The 14202-nt window shown below is 59.5% G+C and carries 12 protein-coding genes; 8 read left to right on the top strand and 4 right to left on the bottom strand.

Annotated features, from left to right (window positions below; translation table 11 throughout):
• Positions 1 to 193 precede the first annotated feature (193 nt).
• Genes gatB through gatC form a run of 3 tightly spaced genes read right to left on the bottom strand, consistent with a single transcriptional unit; the run spans position 194 to position 3401 of the window.
• The gene (gatB, locus tag P3M64_RS00215) at positions 194 to 1651 is read right to left on the bottom strand and encodes an Asp-tRNA(Asn)/Glu-tRNA(Gln) amidotransferase subunit GatB (protein WP_132938948.1); all 1458 of its coding nucleotides are present in this window, start codon (positions 1649 to 1651) and stop codon (positions 194 to 196) included.
• Positions 1651 to 3117: an Asp-tRNA(Asn)/Glu-tRNA(Gln) amidotransferase subunit GatA gene (gene gatA, locus P3M64_RS00210; RefSeq protein ID WP_132938949.1), complete on the bottom strand. Its 1467-nt coding sequence runs from the start codon at positions 3115 to 3117 to the stop codon at positions 1651 to 1653. Before gatA ends, gatB begins: the two co-directional genes overlap by 1 nt.
• Positions 3114 to 3401: an Asp-tRNA(Asn)/Glu-tRNA(Gln) amidotransferase subunit GatC gene (gene gatC / locus P3M64_RS00205; protein ID WP_132938950.1), complete on the bottom strand. Its 288-nt coding sequence runs from the start codon at positions 3399 to 3401 to the stop codon at positions 3114 to 3116. The genes gatA and gatC overlap by 4 nt, the downstream gene beginning before the upstream one ends.
• A 610-nt stretch (positions 3402 to 4011) precedes the next feature.
• On the opposite strand from gatC, the gene P3M64_RS00200 reads away from it, so the two are divergent.
• Positions 4012 to 4827, top strand: coding sequence for a carbonic anhydrase (locus P3M64_RS00200; protein ID WP_132938951.1), 816 nt, complete (start codon positions 4012 to 4014; stop codon positions 4825 to 4827).
• Positions 4828 to 4921: 94 nt separating this feature from the next.
• Positions 4922 to 6967 carry a HAMP domain-containing methyl-accepting chemotaxis protein gene (locus P3M64_RS00195; RefSeq protein WP_165886300.1) on the top strand — a complete coding sequence of 682 codons (2046 nt, stop codon included), beginning with the start codon at positions 4922 to 4924 and terminating at the stop codon, positions 6965 to 6967.
• An 87-nt stretch (positions 6968 to 7054) separates the two neighbouring features.
• Here P3M64_RS00195 and P3M64_RS00190 read toward each other — a convergent pair whose 3' ends face one another.
• Positions 7055 to 7879 (bottom strand): SH3 domain-containing protein, encoded by an 825-nt coding sequence (locus P3M64_RS00190; protein WP_165886301.1) that lies wholly within the window; start codon positions 7877 to 7879, stop codon positions 7055 to 7057.
• A 611-nt stretch (positions 7880 to 8490) separates the two neighbouring features.
• On the opposite strand from P3M64_RS00190, the gene ruvX reads away from it, so the two are divergent.
• The 6 genes from ruvX (at position 8491) to dprA (ending at position 14200) form a co-directional block, all read left to right on the top strand.
• Positions 8491 to 8973: a Holliday junction resolvase RuvX gene (ruvX, locus tag P3M64_RS00185; protein ID WP_132938954.1), complete on the top strand. Its 483-nt coding sequence runs from the start codon at positions 8491 to 8493 to the stop codon at positions 8971 to 8973.
• A 3-nt stretch (positions 8974 to 8976) separates the two neighbouring features.
• Complete coding sequence (locus P3M64_RS00180) at positions 8977 to 9897, top strand: AEC family transporter (protein ID WP_132938955.1); 921 nt, start codon at positions 8977 to 8979, stop codon at positions 9895 to 9897.
• Positions 9898 to 9985: 88 nt separating this feature from the next.
• Positions 9986 to 10960, top strand: a complete 975-nt coding sequence (locus P3M64_RS00175; protein WP_132938956.1) for an aspartate carbamoyltransferase catalytic subunit — start codon at positions 9986 to 9988, stop codon at positions 10958 to 10960.
• Positions 10957 to 12300 (top strand): dihydroorotase, encoded by a 1344-nt coding sequence (gene pyrC / locus P3M64_RS00170; RefSeq protein WP_132938957.1) that lies wholly within the window; start codon positions 10957 to 10959, stop codon positions 12298 to 12300. The genes P3M64_RS00175 and pyrC overlap by 4 nt, the downstream gene beginning before the upstream one ends.
• Before the next feature lie 48 nt (positions 12301 to 12348).
• Positions 12349 to 12969 (top strand): glycerol-3-phosphate 1-O-acyltransferase PlsY, encoded by a 621-nt coding sequence (plsY, locus tag P3M64_RS00165; protein ID WP_132938958.1) that lies wholly within the window; start codon positions 12349 to 12351, stop codon positions 12967 to 12969.
• A 100-nt stretch (positions 12970 to 13069) separates the two neighbouring features.
• Positions 13070 to 14200, top strand: coding sequence for a DNA-processing protein DprA (gene dprA, locus P3M64_RS00160; RefSeq protein WP_132938959.1), 1131 nt, complete (start codon positions 13070 to 13072; stop codon positions 14198 to 14200).
• The last annotated feature ends 2 nt before the right edge of the window (positions 14201 to 14202 follow it).

Genomic DNA, 14202 nt, shown 5'->3' with positions numbered 1-14202 from the left:
CCATCCCTTATACCTCGGATCAACGCCCCGGACCCACAAGGATTGCTGCCCCGAAAGCACAAATCCAAGAAATCACGGATCCAAAGGTATCGTCCCAAAAAGACGGGCCCAGTGCTATAGGATGGGGATGCGTACGCGCCAGTTCAACCGTTAGCGCATATATACCATCCCGGATTAGGAGGCGAACGGCGCGTCACGGAGTCAACTTGCGTTTGAGCAAAGCGTTCACCATCGCCGGGTTCGCCTTGCCCTGGGTCGCCTTCATGACCTGGCCGACGAACCATCCCGCGATTTTCTCATTGCCGCCTTGGTATTGTGCGACCTGAGCGGGACTGTTGGCGATGATTTCATCGACCGCGCTTTCGATAGCGCCGCTGTCGGTAATCTGGCGCAGGCCCTTTTCCTCGACGATCTTTTGCGGGTCGTCGCCCGTCTCGATCATGATTTCGAAAACGTCCTTGGCGATCCGCCCGGAAATGGTGTCGTCGGAAATCAAGTCGATCAGGCGGCCCAAGTGCGCGGCGCTGACCGGGCTTTGCGTGATCGAGACGCCCTTGTCGTTGAGGACCCCGAATAGATTGGAGATCACCCAGTTGGCCGCCAGTTTTGCGTCGCGACCCTGGGCCACCGCTTCGTAATAGGCCGCAGTTTCCTTTTCCGCGACGAGAACTCCCGCGTCATAGGGCGACAGGCCGAATTCGGCGATATAGCGATCCTTGCGGGCGTCGGGCAATTCGGGCAACGTCGCCTTGATGGCATCGACGAATTCTTGGGAAAATTCCAGCGGCAGGAGATCTGGATCGGGAAAGTAGCGATAATCGTGCGCCTCTTCTTTCGAGCGCATCGAACGGGTTTCCCCTTTAACGGAATCGAACAGGCGGGTTTCCTGGACCACCTCGTCGCCCGCCTCGTAGAGGGCGATCTGGCGTTGGGCCTCGAACGCCACCGCCTGCATGGCGAAACGCACCGAGTTGACGTTTTTGACCTCGGCGCGGGTGCGCAGCGCGTCCTCGCCCACCTTGCGTACCGAGACGTTGCAATCGCAACGCATAGAGCCTTCGTCCATGTTGCCGTCGCAAGTCCCCAGATAGCGCAAAATGGTGCGCAGCTTGCGCAGGTACGCGCCGACGTCGTCGGGGCTGCGCATATCCGGCTTGGAGACGATCTCCATCAGCGCCGTGCCCGACCGGTTGAGATCGATGAAGGTGCGCCGGGGGTCCTGATCGTGCAGGGACTTTCCGGCGTCCTGCTCTAGGTGCAGTCGCTCGATCCCGACCGTGCGCGTCTCGCCGCCAGGCAGATCGAGCACGATCGTCCCCTCGCCGACGATCGGGTCCTTGAACTGGGAAATTTGATAGCCCTGGGGCAAATCGGCGTAGAAATAGTTCTTACGATCGAACACCGAACGCAAATTGATCTGGGCGTTCAGGCCCAGCCCGGTGCGCACCGCCTGTTCGACGCACACCGCGTTGATCACCGGCAACATACCGGGCATCGCGGCGTCAACCAGGGAGACCTGGGTGTTGGGTTCGGCGCCGAACGCCGTCGCCGCGCCGGAAAACAGCTTGGATTTGGAAACCACCTGGGCGTGAACTTCAAGACCGATGACGACTTCCCAGTCCCCGCTATCACTTTCGATGATGTAGCTCATTATGCGGGCCTCCCGTCGAATTCGGCGGCGCTTTCCAGAACATCGGCGGCGCGCAACAGCGTTTCCTCGTCGAACGGCTTGCCTATTATCTGTAGCCCCAAGGGTAAACCGGAGCTATCCAACCCCGCGGGGACCGATATTCCGGGCAACCCGGCCAGGCTGGTCGGCACGGTGAAGACGTCGTTGAGATACATCGCGATCGGATCGTCGATCTTCTCGCCGATCGCGAACGCCGCGCTGGGCGCGGTCGGGGTCAAGATGACATCGACCGTTTCGAAGGCGGCGCGAAAATCCCGCGCGATCAAGGTGCGCACCCGCTGCGCCTTCAGATAGTAGGCGTCGTAATAGCCGGCGGAAAGCACGTAGGTGCCGATCAGCACCCGGCGCTGCACCTCGTCGCCGAAGCCCTCGCCGCGGGTGTTGGCGTACATCTCGTCCAGGCTGTCGCCGGGCACGCGAAGGCCGTAGCGCACCCCGTCATAGCGCGACAGGTTGGCCGACGCCTCGGCGGGGGCGACGATATAGTAAGTCGGCAGGGCGTATTTCGTCGTCGGCAGGGAAATATCGACGATTTCGGCCCCGGCGTCTTTCAACCAGTCGCAGCCGCGCCGCCAAAGGGCGGCAATTTCGTCGTTCATACCGTCCAATCGGTATTCTTTGGGAACGCCGACCCTCAGCCCCCGGACGTCGCCGCTCAGGGCGGCCTCGAAATCGGGCACGGCCAGCGGGGCGCTGGTGCTGTCCTTGGGATCGTGACCGGCCATCGCGCCCAGCATGATGGCGCTGTCGCGCACGGTGCGGGTCATCGGCCCCGCCTGATCGAGCGACGAGGCGAAGGCCACGATGCCCCACCGCGAACAGCGCCCGTAGGTCGGCTTCAGGCCGACGATCCCGGTGAACGCGGCGGGCTGACGGATCGAACCGCCGGTGTCCGTCCCGGTCGCCCCCAGACACAGGCGCGCCGCCACCGCGGCGGCGGAACCGCCGGACGATCCGCCGGGCACCAAATCTTCCCCGTCCTTACCCTTCCAAGGATTTTTGACGCTACCGAAATAGGACGTGATGTTGGACGAACCCATGGCGAATTCGTCCATGTTGGTCTTGCCCAGCATCACCGCGCCGGCGGCGCGCAGGTTGGCGGTGACGCTTGATTCATAAGGCGGCGTGAAGTCGTCCAAAATGTGCGAGCCCGCCGTGGTGCGCACCCCTTCGGTGCAGAACAGGTCCTTGACGGCGACGGGGATACCGTCCATCGCGCCCAGCGGGGCGCCCTTGGCGCGCCGGACGTCGGATTGACGCGCCCGCGCCAACGCCAATTCCGGCGTTTCGCCGATGAAGGCGTTGAGATCCCGCGCCTTTTCCATGGCGTCCAGATGGGCGCGCGTCAATTCCTCGGCGGAAAATTCACCCTCGGCAAGACCGCTACGCGCGTCGGCAATCGTCAATTCGGTCAGGGCGTGTGTCATTCGACCACCTTGGGCACGGTAAAAAATCCATCTTCACTATCGGGGGCGTTGGCGAGCACGGCATCGCGGCAATTGCCGTCGGTAACCGCATCTTCGCGCAACGGCAAGGTCATTTCGGCGACACTGGTCATCGGGGGAACACCGTCGGTATCCAGTTCATCCAATTGTTCCACCCACGCCAGAATCCCCGACAGATCCGAGGTCAACGAATCCAGCTTATCCTCGGCCACGCGAATACGTGCGAGATTGGCGATTTTGGCGACGGTTTGTTTGTCCAACGACATCCGCGGCGTCCTTCTAATAACTATAGAGATAGCCGGTCAAGAACCCGTCCCGCCACATGAGACATACGGCGGACATACGGCACGGCCATGAAATGCGGCGCGGAAGGTACCACCCCACGGCGCCGTTCGCAAGCGCCCAAAGCCAAAGAGAGAGGGCGCCCCCCGAGAACAACATGGATCAAAAACAATCGGAAACCGCGCGCGCCCAAGAAAACAATCGCCCCGCACGAAAAAACACGCCTCAAAAGCACCGACCAAGACTAAAAACAAATAGATAAAATTAAAAAAATACACGAATTAAAGTAAAAAAATATAAAAAAATATAACATTAAAAAATAAAAAGATTTCAATACCACCCTGCATACAAACATATTTTATTTTTATATGAAAATTATTTACATAAATAAAAATAATAAAAATTAATATATTTAATAAATTTGATATTTTTATTTACAAATATATATAATTTCGCATAACAATTACTCGGTAAATGGTTGAATAATCACATCAATCAACTTTATCTTGAAAATCTGCGCGCAAGTGTCGATGTCAGAAGTCATAAGGATCAAAATAACGATTCAGGGCTCATATAACATCAGGAGAGACATTGATGATCGAGCGCAGGACAGTTTTAAAATTCATCGCGGGCGCGGTTGCCGGCGGGTGCCCGACGTGCCTATCCATCGCCAATGCCTTCGCCTCGGAAACGGCCGCCGCCAAAGGCGCGCAAGATGCACGAAGGAAGATCGTCTCCAACCCGCATTGGGGATACGAAGGCGCCGATGGTCCCGAAGCCTGGGGGGAATTATCCCCGGCGTACGCCGTTTGCTCGAAGGGGATGCAGCAATCCCCTATCGATCTGGCGGGCGCGCTTGAGGCGCAAACCGGAAACATTCCCGTTAACTACGGCGCCCTTCCCCTCAAGGTGATCAACAACGGGCACACCATCCAGGTCAATTGCGACCCGGGAAATTCCATCATGCTGGACGGCGCCAAATTCAAGCTGCTTCAGTATCATTTTCATCATCCCAGCGAGCACGCCCTGAACGGCGACCGCTTCGAAATGGAGGCCCACTTCGTCCATGCCGACGAAAATGGGCGACTGGCCGTTTTGGGAACGTTTTTCCGTCCCGGTCCGGAAAATCCGGCGCTTGCCAAAATTTGGGACGTCATGCCGCGCGAAGCGGGCGGGGCGAAAACCGGCGGGATGCTTTCACCGCTCGCCTTGCTGCCGCAAAATCGCACCTATTATCGCTATCTCGGATCGTTGACCACCCCGCCCTGTTCGGAAACCGTCATCTGGACGGTGTTTGCAAGCCCCTTACAGATGTCTCAGGCCCAGGTTAAAACGTTTGCGGAAATGTTTCCGATGAACGCCAGGCCCCTACAGAACTTACTTCGCCGATACCTATTGAAGTCATACTGAGCGTCAAGATGCAGCACGTAAGAGCCGCGGGGAACAAAAGACGGCGACCACGAACATCCGCAAAAAGGTCGAATAGTGTAAGGAATACATGGCCATGAATGCTTTAACCGAGCGCGTCGCGCGCAAAGGAAATTTTATTACCAACATGAAGGTCAAGATAAAAATCTTGGCGGGATTTTCCACCGTCCTGGCCGTCTTGGTGATTATTTCCGGCATTGGATATTTCAGCTTTACTTCCGTCAACAAGGACGTGACCGCCTACACGAAAAACGTCGAAATCTCCACCGTGACCAACGAGATAGAGACGCAGTTCCTATTGCTGCACGGCAATGTCCGTGAATTCGCCGCCAGCGCGGACGAAAAATTCGCCCGTGAAGCCGAGGGTGTTCTTGTAAAACTGGAATCATCCATCAAACATGCCGATCAAATTTTTTCGGGCGAACACAAAGTTCAACTGGAAAAAATTAAAAAAGCCCTCGAGATTTACAAAAAAGACTTTGTCGTATCCGAAGAATTGGCCAAGGAATACAACCACCTGGTCAATGACATCCTTAATCCGTCGGCAAAAAAATTCATCGCCGACTTGAAAGAAATTCAAAAAGAGGTCATCGCCGAAGGCAAGGGCGATCCCCGGACCTATGCCGGGATCGCCATGAGGCGGGTGCTCGCCCTCCAGGTTTCCGCCAACGCCACTTTGGCGCGCTACGACGATCAAAGCTATCAAAGCGCCCAAGACGATTTCATGAGGCTGGAGGTCCTTCTCGGCTCCTTAAAGAAGACGGCGACAACACCCCACGAACAAGAACTGATCGCCGAATCGAAAGATCTGCTCGAAAAATACAAAACATCGTTTGAAGCGGCGGTCGAAGATTCTAAAAAAATCCACCATTTGGTCGAAGGCGAGATCGCTCAAGCGGGCCGGGACATCATCGCCGCGGCCGAAACGTTGAAGAAAAATGCCGCTGAGCTCGAAGTGCAAATCCGTCAATCCACGACCGAAAATATCATCGCGGCGGAGGTCGAGATGTTGGCCATCAGCGCCATTGGCATCGGCGTCGGGCTGTTGCTCGCCTGGCTGTTGGGCAACGGGATCGCCAACCCCGTCGTCGGAATGACGGGCGCCATGCGCCGCCTCGCCGACGGCGATTTGGAGACCGAAATCCCCGCGCAAGGCCGCGGCGACGAAATCGGGCAAATGGCGCAAACCGTGCAGGTGTTCAAGGACAACGCCATCCGCGTCAAACAAATGGAAGCCGAACAGAAGGAGGCCGAAAAGCGCGCCGAGGAAGAAAAACGCCGCATGATGCACGCCATGGCCGACGATTTCGAAAGCAGTGTCGGCGGCATCGTCCAGACGGTTTCGTCCGCCTCGACGGAATTGCAATCGTCCGCACAGTCGATGGCGACGGTCTCCGAACAGACCAGTTCTCAGGCGACCACCGTCGCCGCCGCCTCGGAAGAAGCGGCGACCAACGTGCAAACGGTGGCCAGCGCGGCCGAAGAACTGTCCAGTTCGATCAGCGAGATTTCGCGCCAGGTGTCACAATCGACACAAATCGCCAACACCGCCGTTTCCGAAGTCGATGGCGCGAACAAGAAGGTTCAGGGTCTGGCCGAGGCCGCCAATAAAATCGGCGAGGTGGTGGCGCTGATCACCGATATCGCCGATCAAACCAACCTGCTGGCGCTCAACGCCACCATCGAGGCGGCCAGGGCCGGCGAAGCGGGCAAAGGCTTCGCCGTGGTGGCGTCCGAGGTCAAGAATCTGGCCAACCAGACCGCCAAGGCGACCGAGGAGATCGGCATCCAAATTTCGGGCATCCAAGGCGCGACGCAGGACGCCGTGGGCGCGATCGATTCGATCGGCAGCGTGATCGGGGAAATGAGCGAAATCGCGGGCGCGATCGCCGCCGCGGTCGAGGAACAAGGCGCGGCGACCCAGGAAATCGCCCGCAACGTCGAACAGGCCGCGGCCGGCACATCGGAGGTCACGTCCAACATCTCCAAGGTGACCGAAGCCTCCTCGCAAACCGGAGACGCCGCATCCCAGGTTCTGTCGGCGGCGGGTGAACTTTCCCGACAATCGGAGACCCTGCGTTCCGAAGTCGATAAATTCCTGGATCAGATTCGTAAGAGCTAACCCCCACGGCCACGCGAACTCTCCGTGTTAACGACGGCCCCCGGCGCGATACCGCCGGGGGCCGTCGGACGTCGGGCGGGACCGCACTTATTTGGCGCGGCCTCCGGCGGTAAAAATACGGTCCCAAAAGGCGCTGTTCCAGTTTCCCATGGATAGGCGAACAGCCTGGGCGACGGCGGCCCTAATAGACGCGGCGGGGGTGGTTTCACCCTGCATCGTCCCCTGATATTTCGCGTCGCCCGCCGCGTCGAACACCAACCGCTCGCCTTCGGGATCGTACAGAAACGACGTCGAAACGATGTCGTCATCCCCACCGCCGTCGATAAGACGCACATCCACCGTTAATTGGTAGGTATCCGGGGCCGTCACGTTCTCTTTGCCGGGTGCCTCGCCAAGAAACATCTGGGCAAAAAAATCCACCTTCTTCGACGCTTTCCCACCTCGAACATCGCCCACGCCCCGGCCCTGCGCACAGTGGAAAACAACGGCATAATTGGCGGTTTGGAAAAGTTCGCCCTCAATCATGGTTCGCCCTTCAAAATGAATGCGATAGTCGCACGACACCCCGTCCGTCGTCTGTTTCGCCGTAATATCCCGATCAAGCGCGCCATCGATCACCCGAACCATCGCCGAGGCGACGACAAAACCCTGCACCACGCCGCCGTTAAGAACGGCGAACCAGCCCTTGTCGCGGGTGACGGCGACCACATCGACCCGATCGCCTTTTTGCAAAAAACCCACTTTACGGGACGTACCCTTCGGCGCCGCACGTACGTTGACGTCACCGAGAGCCATGAAAACGCCGCGTACCGGCAACGCCGCGACCGCGCCTAGCCCCTGCGCCTTCTTTGGGGCTTGCGCGAAGGCAGGCGCGCCCGACACCGCCAAAGCGGCCACAAAAGCAACAAGCACGACCCTTCCAAAGCCATGCTTGCAACCCATGAAGAAAAACGACGCTATCGCATAACACATTGCCACAAAAAGAATTTTCACCTTTCGATCTAGGGTCTTGACCCCTTCATCTGATGCATCTGGCGGAGATGAATTTAAGTATGGGTTAGGCGGAGAACCCGCCGCAATGGTCCTCATTGCAAGAGTTTTCCAACGACATCCGCGCTTAAACTCACCCCGTCCCGCAGGGATTTGTGAAAAACGCCCCAGGGACGTCGTCGAAGACTTTTGAAAGTGAACGGCACTTCCGGCAAGTCTTCTCCTAGTGGATCGACTCCGACGTTTCGCTCTCGCGAACCATCGGGCCGACCACTATCTATCTTTTTGTTGCAGTTTGATTTCTTCACACATTTGTGTCCAATTGCATCGGACTCAAATGTTAAACTCAAACCACTAGGCTTGTGACATTTTTCAAAAACCAGGCGCATCAGATTAATAGGTCCTGACCCTAATATCCATGCGATTACAAATGACAAAAAGGCAACGATGGATGAAGATGTCGGTTCTGTTTGCCCGGCGTCAACGCGCATCCGCGTATCGTCATATCACCCTATCGAAAGGTCAGCCGTCAAATGTCAATCGTCGATATCGCCGAAATTGAGACAGGCGACGCGCATGGACGGCGTCTTATGGGGCTTGACCTGGGCAGCAAAACCATAGGTCTGGCCTTGTCCGACGTGCGCCACGCCATCGCCTCGCCGTTGCTGACCATCCAACGCGCCAAATTCACCCAGGACGCCCTACGCCTGCAGGCCCTTATCGAAGAACACGACGTCGGGGCGCTGATTTTGGGACTTCCGGTCAGCATGGACGGTGGCGAGGGACCAAGATGTCAATCGACCCGTCAGTTCGCGCAAAATTTTCTCGCCCGCCACGATATCCCGCTCGCCTATTGGGACGAACGGTTATCGACATCGGCGATCGAGCGGATGTTGATCGACGATGTCGATATGTCGCGGGGACGGCGCGCCGACGTCATCGACAAACTCGCCGCCACCTACATCCTGCAAGGCGCGTTGGATGCGATCGCCCACCTCAAACGCACGCCTCGGTAACCGATGAGCGCTATTTTCCAAGGTCTTACACCCATTTTTCTATTGATCGTTCTGGGCTATGTCCTGCGCCGCATGCCCTGGGTCGCCGACGCCTTTTGGGCGCCCGCGGAAAAACTGACCTATTATCTGTTTTTCCCCGCCCTTCTGCTGGGTAACGCCGCGCGCGCCGACCTCGGCGCGTTCGCCCTCGCCCCCCTGGCGGGCACATTGCTGATCTGCACTTTATTGGTCAGCGCCGCCGTCCTGGCCCTGCGTCCGTTCAGCGGCCTTGACGGCCCCGCCTTCACATCCCTATTTCAGGGCGCCATCCGTCCCAACTCCTACGTTGGCATCGCCGCGGCGCTGGCCTTATTCGCCCAACAAGGATTGACCCTGGTGGCGATCGCCATCGTCATCGTGGTGCCCTTGGTAAATTTCTTGTGCGTCAGCGTGATGGTCGTTTTCGCCGCCCCACGAGACACCCGGCGCGGCATCGCCCCGATCCTTTTTGAAATTGTTAAAAACCCTCTAATTCTCGCCTGTTTCGGGGGCTTGGGGCTGAACCTCGCCGGTCTCGCCCTGCCCCCGGTGATCGCGCCCCTGATCGACATTTTGGGCCACGCCGCCTTGCCGGTGGGCTTAATCGCCGTCGGCGCGGGGCTCAGCCTCGAAGCCCTACACGCCCGCGCCGCCACGGTGTCCTTGGGGGCGATCGCCAAGCTCGGCGCGATGCCGCTGCTGACCTTCATCATCGGTTCCGCGTTCGGCCTCGACGGGGTCGAGCTGGCGGTCTGCGTGATGTACATGAGCCTGCCGACATCGGCCTCGTCCTATGTTCTGGCCCGCCAGTTGGGCGGCGACGGCCCCCTGGTGGCGGGCATGATCACGGCATCGACCATATTGGCGATGATCACGCTGCCGCTGTGGGTCCGCCTGGTGCTTTGAGGCGCGGCAAAAGGCGCGGCGAAAACCCCATGTTCCCCGTTCAAGCCCTCTTGCGTCGAAGCGGCCCCCGGGCGTATAGTCCGGCCTTATGAAAAAAGCCGAGACGCCCCCCCCTTTCATCGCGTTTCCCCACCGCCACCTTTTGGGCATCGAAGGCCTTTCCCCACCGGAAATCACGGCGCTTCTCGACAGATCGGAGATCTATGTCGAACAGAACCGCGAGGCCGACAAAAAGAGGGCGCGCCTGGTCGGACGCACGGTCATCAACCTGTTTTTCGAATCCTCGACGCGCACGCGGACGTCCTTCGAACTGGCCGCCCAGCGTCTGGGCGGCGACGTCATCAACATGTCGGTGATGACCAGCTCGGTCAAAAAGGGCGAAACCCTGATCGACACCGCGATGACCCTCAACGCCATGCACCCCGACGTTCTGGTCGTACGCCACGGCGATTCGGGGGCGACCCAGCTCTTGTCGGAGAAGGTCAACTGCGCCGTCATCAACGCCGGGGACGGCAGCCACGAACACCCCACCCAGGCCCTGCTCGACGCCTTGACCATCCGCCGCCGCCTCGGTCGTCTGCAAGGGCTTCAGGTCGCGATCTGCGGCGACATCCTACATTCGCGGGTGGCGCGCTCGAACATCCACCTGCTTGGCACGATGGGCGCCCGGGTTCGTCTGATCGCGCCTAAATCCCTGCTGCCGTGTGGGATCGAACGCATGGGTGTCGAGGTTTTCCACGACATGAAAGACGGCCTGAAAGATTGTGACATCGTGATGATGCTACGCCTACAAAGCGAACGTATGCGCGGTAATTTTTTCCCTTCAACGCGGGAGTATTTTCGCTTTTTCGGCCTTGATTACGACAAATTGGCGAACGCTAAGCCCGACGCCTTGATCATGCACCCCGGACCGATGAACCGGGGCGTCGAGATCGATTCGGAGGTCGCCGACGACATCGGGCGCAGCGTCATCCGCGAGCAGGTCGAAATGGGCGTCGCCGTGCGCATGGCCTGTCTGGAGGCGCTCAGCGTCAATCTCGCGAAAGCGGAGGGCCGCGCATGAACAGCCGCTCGATTACGCTCGACGCATTGACCGAACGCTCCGAAACGCCGACCCCGACCGGACGCCCCCTGGCGTTCGTCAACGCGCGCATCCTCGACCCCGCGAGCGGCGCGGATATTCCCGCCGATCCCAAGGGCGGCGTGCTGTGTCGGGGCGAAACCATCATCGCCGCGGGGGGCGATATTTTCGCCGCGAGCATTCCCGACGACGCCCAGGTGATCGACTGCGCCGGACATTGTCTTGCGCCCGGCTTGGTGGACATGCGCATACAAATTCGCGGCGCCGGATTTTTATCGACCGGCAACGCCGCCGTCGCCGGCGGGGTGACCAGCGCCGCCTGCCTGCCCAACACCGACCCCGTGATCGACGATATGTCGGTGGTCGAATTCATCGCCCGGCGCGCACGCAAGGTGGGGCTGGTCAAGGTCTACACCTACGGCGCCGCGACCAAAGGCCTGGAAGGCCGGGAAATCGCCGAAATGGGGATGCTCGCCGAGGCCGGCGCGGTCGCTTTCAGCGACGCCGTCAAGGTCATCGCCGACGCCCAGGTCATGCGCCAAGCCCTGAGCTACGCCGCCACGTTCGGCCTGTTGGTGGTGCAGCACCCCGAAGAGGAAAGCCTCGCCGGAGACGGCGTCATGAACGAGGGCGAGACCGCCTCGCGCCTGGGTCTGAGCGGGATCCCCCGCGAGGCCGAGGCGATTATCGTCGAGCGCGACATCCGCCTCGCCGAATTGACCGGCGGACGCGTTCATTTCGCCCATATCTCGACCGCCGCCGCCCTCGACGCCATCCGCCGCGCCAAGGCCCGCGGCCTGGCCGTGACCTGCGACACCGCGCCGCCCTATTTCGCCCTCAACGAGACCGCGGTCGGCGATTATCGCACCTTCGCCAAGGTCTCCCCACCGCTACGCGCCGAGGACGACCGCGCCGCGGTGATCGCGGCCATCGCCGACGGCACCATCGACGCCATCGCATCCGACCATTCGCCGCACAGCGAAGACGCCAAGCGCCTGCCCTTCGCCCAGGCGGCGTTCGGCGGCGTCGGCCTGGAAACCCTGCTCGCGGTGAGCCTGGAACTGTACCACAACGGCCACCTCGATTTGCTGAGTTGCATCGAAAAACTCAGCCTTTCCCCGGCCCGGTTGTTGGGCTTGAATGCGGGCGCGCTGACGGCGGGCGCGCCGGCGGATTTGATCGTTTTCGACCCCGAACAGGGGTGGAAAGTGGATGCCGACACTTTGAACAGCAAATCGAAGAACTCACCGTTCGACGGACGCCCCGTTCAGGGTCGGGTGCTTACCACCGTTGTTGACGGACGCATCGTTTTTCGGGCATGACGGCCCCGCCACGCACAAATAACGCGGTATCATAATGTTGGGAACACGATGAACGCCATCACCCCGGACACTTCAGTCTTCCTTCTCGCCGCCGCCGCCGGACTGGGCTATTTTTTAGGCGCGATCCCCTTTGGACTCGTGCTGGCGACGCTTTTCGGGCTCGGCGACATCCGCAAAATCGGATCGGGAAATATCGGCGCCACCAATGTGCTGCGCACCGGCAACAAGCCGCTCGCCCTCGCCACCTTGATCCTGGACAGCGCCAAGGGCGCGATCGCCGTACTCACGTTCGCCTATTTGATCGCCCCGAACGCGCCCCTCGCCGCCTTAGTCGCCGGCGTCGCCGCGGTTCTTGGCCATAATTTCCCGCTATGGTTGCGCTTTAAAGGCGGCAAAGGCGTGGCGACGACCTTGGGCACGTTGCTCGCCCTGTCCTGGCCTGTCGGCCTCGCCGCCTGCGGAACATGGCTGCTCACGGCGGCCTTATTTCGTTACTCGTCCCTGGCGGCTTTATTCGCCCTAGGCTTGGCTCCGGCCTATGCGTGGATGTTTTCCACGCCTCAAAACAGCCTTGGAGCCGCGCTGTTAGCGGTATTGGCGTTCGCCCGACACCACCAAAACATTCGCCGCCTGATTCGGGGAAAAGAACCTAAAATTGGCGCAAAGTGAACCAAACACGCCGTTCGAGCGGCGCTGGAAATGTGGCATCGCACAAATTTTTTCCATTCAAAGTTGACTTCAAAGATACGCTTCGTCACTCTCGCGGGCGATGAAAGAGAACACGACAAGACCGTTAAGCGCCGAGGAACGCCTCGAATGGATCCGACTGATCCGAAGCGATAAAGTCGGACCGATTACCTTTTATAAATTGCTGGAACGTTACGGCACAGCCGCCGCGGCCCTTGAAGCCTTGCCCTCGTTGGCCCAGCGGGGCGGAGCGCCGCGTTTTCGTTTGCACCCCAAGGATGCCACCGCGCGCGAATACGACGCTCTTGAGAAGGCGGGAGCCAAGATCGTCGCCTTTGTCGAAGACGCCTATCCCCCGCTGTTGCGCCACCTTGAGGACGCGCCGCCGCTTCTGTTCGTCAAAGGCCATCCCCACCTGTTGAGCAAACGCGCCGTGGCGGTCGTCGGCGCGCGCAACGCGTCTGTCGCCGGGCGACGGCTTGCCCATCAATTCGCTGCAGATTTGGGAAAAGGCGGCCTTTTGGTCGTTTCGGGACTCGCCAGGGGAATCGACGCCGCCGCTCACGAGGGGGCCTTGCCCACGGGAACCGTCGCCGTCGTCGCCGGCGGCGTCGATGTCGTCTACCCCAAGGAAAACGCCGCGCTGTACGACGCCTTGTGCGCCCAAGGGGCGGTAATATCGGAAATCGCCATCGCGACGCAGCCCCAGGCGCGTCATTTTCCCAGACGTAACCGTTTGATATCCGGTCTCTCCCGCGCCACCTTGGTTGTCGAGGCCAGCCCCAAGTCGGGGTCGCTGATTACCGCGAAAATGGCCCTCGAACAAGGACGCGACGTCTTCGCCGTTCCCGGCGCGCCACAAGACCCCCGCGCCCAGGGCGCCAATCAGTTGATCCGTGACGGAGCGATTTTGGCGCGATCGGCGGAAGATATTTTCGAAGCCATCCACGACCAAATTTCTCCTGCCTTGAAAGAGGCTAACCACATTGATTTCACAGTAGAAAATACCAAAATAGCCGATCCCGTGGAATGCGACGAAGCGCGCGGAGAACTCATCGAAAGTTTATCCACGACACCCGTCAGTGTTGACGAATTGATCCGCAACTGCCAATTCTCCCCTGCAAGTGTTGCGACCGCCTTGCTGGAATTGGAGATGGCGGGCAGGCTCGAACGCCACCCCGGAAACCGGGTGTCGATGCTTTATGACACATAACC

It is taken from the genome of Varunaivibrio sulfuroxidans, from assembly GCF_029318635.1.
GTDB classification, from domain to species: Bacteria; Pseudomonadota; Alphaproteobacteria; order Rhodospirillales; family Magnetovibrionaceae; genus Varunaivibrio; species Varunaivibrio sulfuroxidans.
This window is presented reverse-complemented; position numbering and strand designations above follow the sequence as displayed.

What these genes read in the sequence shown, in the direction of transcription:
- P3M64_RS00175 (WP_132938956.1), top strand. Translation starts at nt 9,986, where the DNA reads ATGAAAAAAGCCGAGACGCCCCCCCCTTTCATCGCGTTTCCCCACCGC.
- ruvX (WP_132938954.1), top strand. Translation starts at nt 8,491, where the DNA reads ATGTCAATCGTCGATATCGCCGAAATTGAGACAGGCGACGCGCATGGA.
- P3M64_RS00200 (WP_132938951.1), top strand. Translation starts at nt 4,012, where the DNA reads ATGATCGAGCGCAGGACAGTTTTAAAATTCATCGCGGGCGCGGTTGCC.
- gatB (WP_132938948.1), bottom strand. Translation starts at nt 1,651, where the DNA reads ATGAGCTACATCATCGAAAGTGATAGCGGGGACTGGGAAGTCGTCATC.
- gatC (WP_132938950.1), bottom strand. Translation starts at nt 3,401, where the DNA reads ATGTCGTTGGACAAACAAACCGTCGCCAAAATCGCCAATCTCGCACGT.
- P3M64_RS00180 (WP_132938955.1), top strand. Translation starts at nt 8,977, where the DNA reads ATGAGCGCTATTTTCCAAGGTCTTACACCCATTTTTCTATTGATCGTT.
- pyrC (WP_132938957.1), top strand. Translation starts at nt 10,957, where the DNA reads ATGAACAGCCGCTCGATTACGCTCGACGCATTGACCGAACGCTCCGAA.
- dprA (WP_132938959.1), top strand. Translation starts at nt 13,070, where the DNA reads ATGAAAGAGAACACGACAAGACCGTTAAGCGCCGAGGAACGCCTCGAA.
- plsY (WP_132938958.1), top strand. Translation starts at nt 12,349, where the DNA reads ATGAACGCCATCACCCCGGACACTTCAGTCTTCCTTCTCGCCGCCGCC.
- gatA (WP_132938949.1), bottom strand. Translation starts at nt 3,117, where the DNA reads ATGACACACGCCCTGACCGAATTGACGATTGCCGACGCGCGTAGCGGT.
- P3M64_RS00195 (WP_165886300.1), top strand. Translation starts at nt 4,922, where the DNA reads ATGAATGCTTTAACCGAGCGCGTCGCGCGCAAAGGAAATTTTATTACC.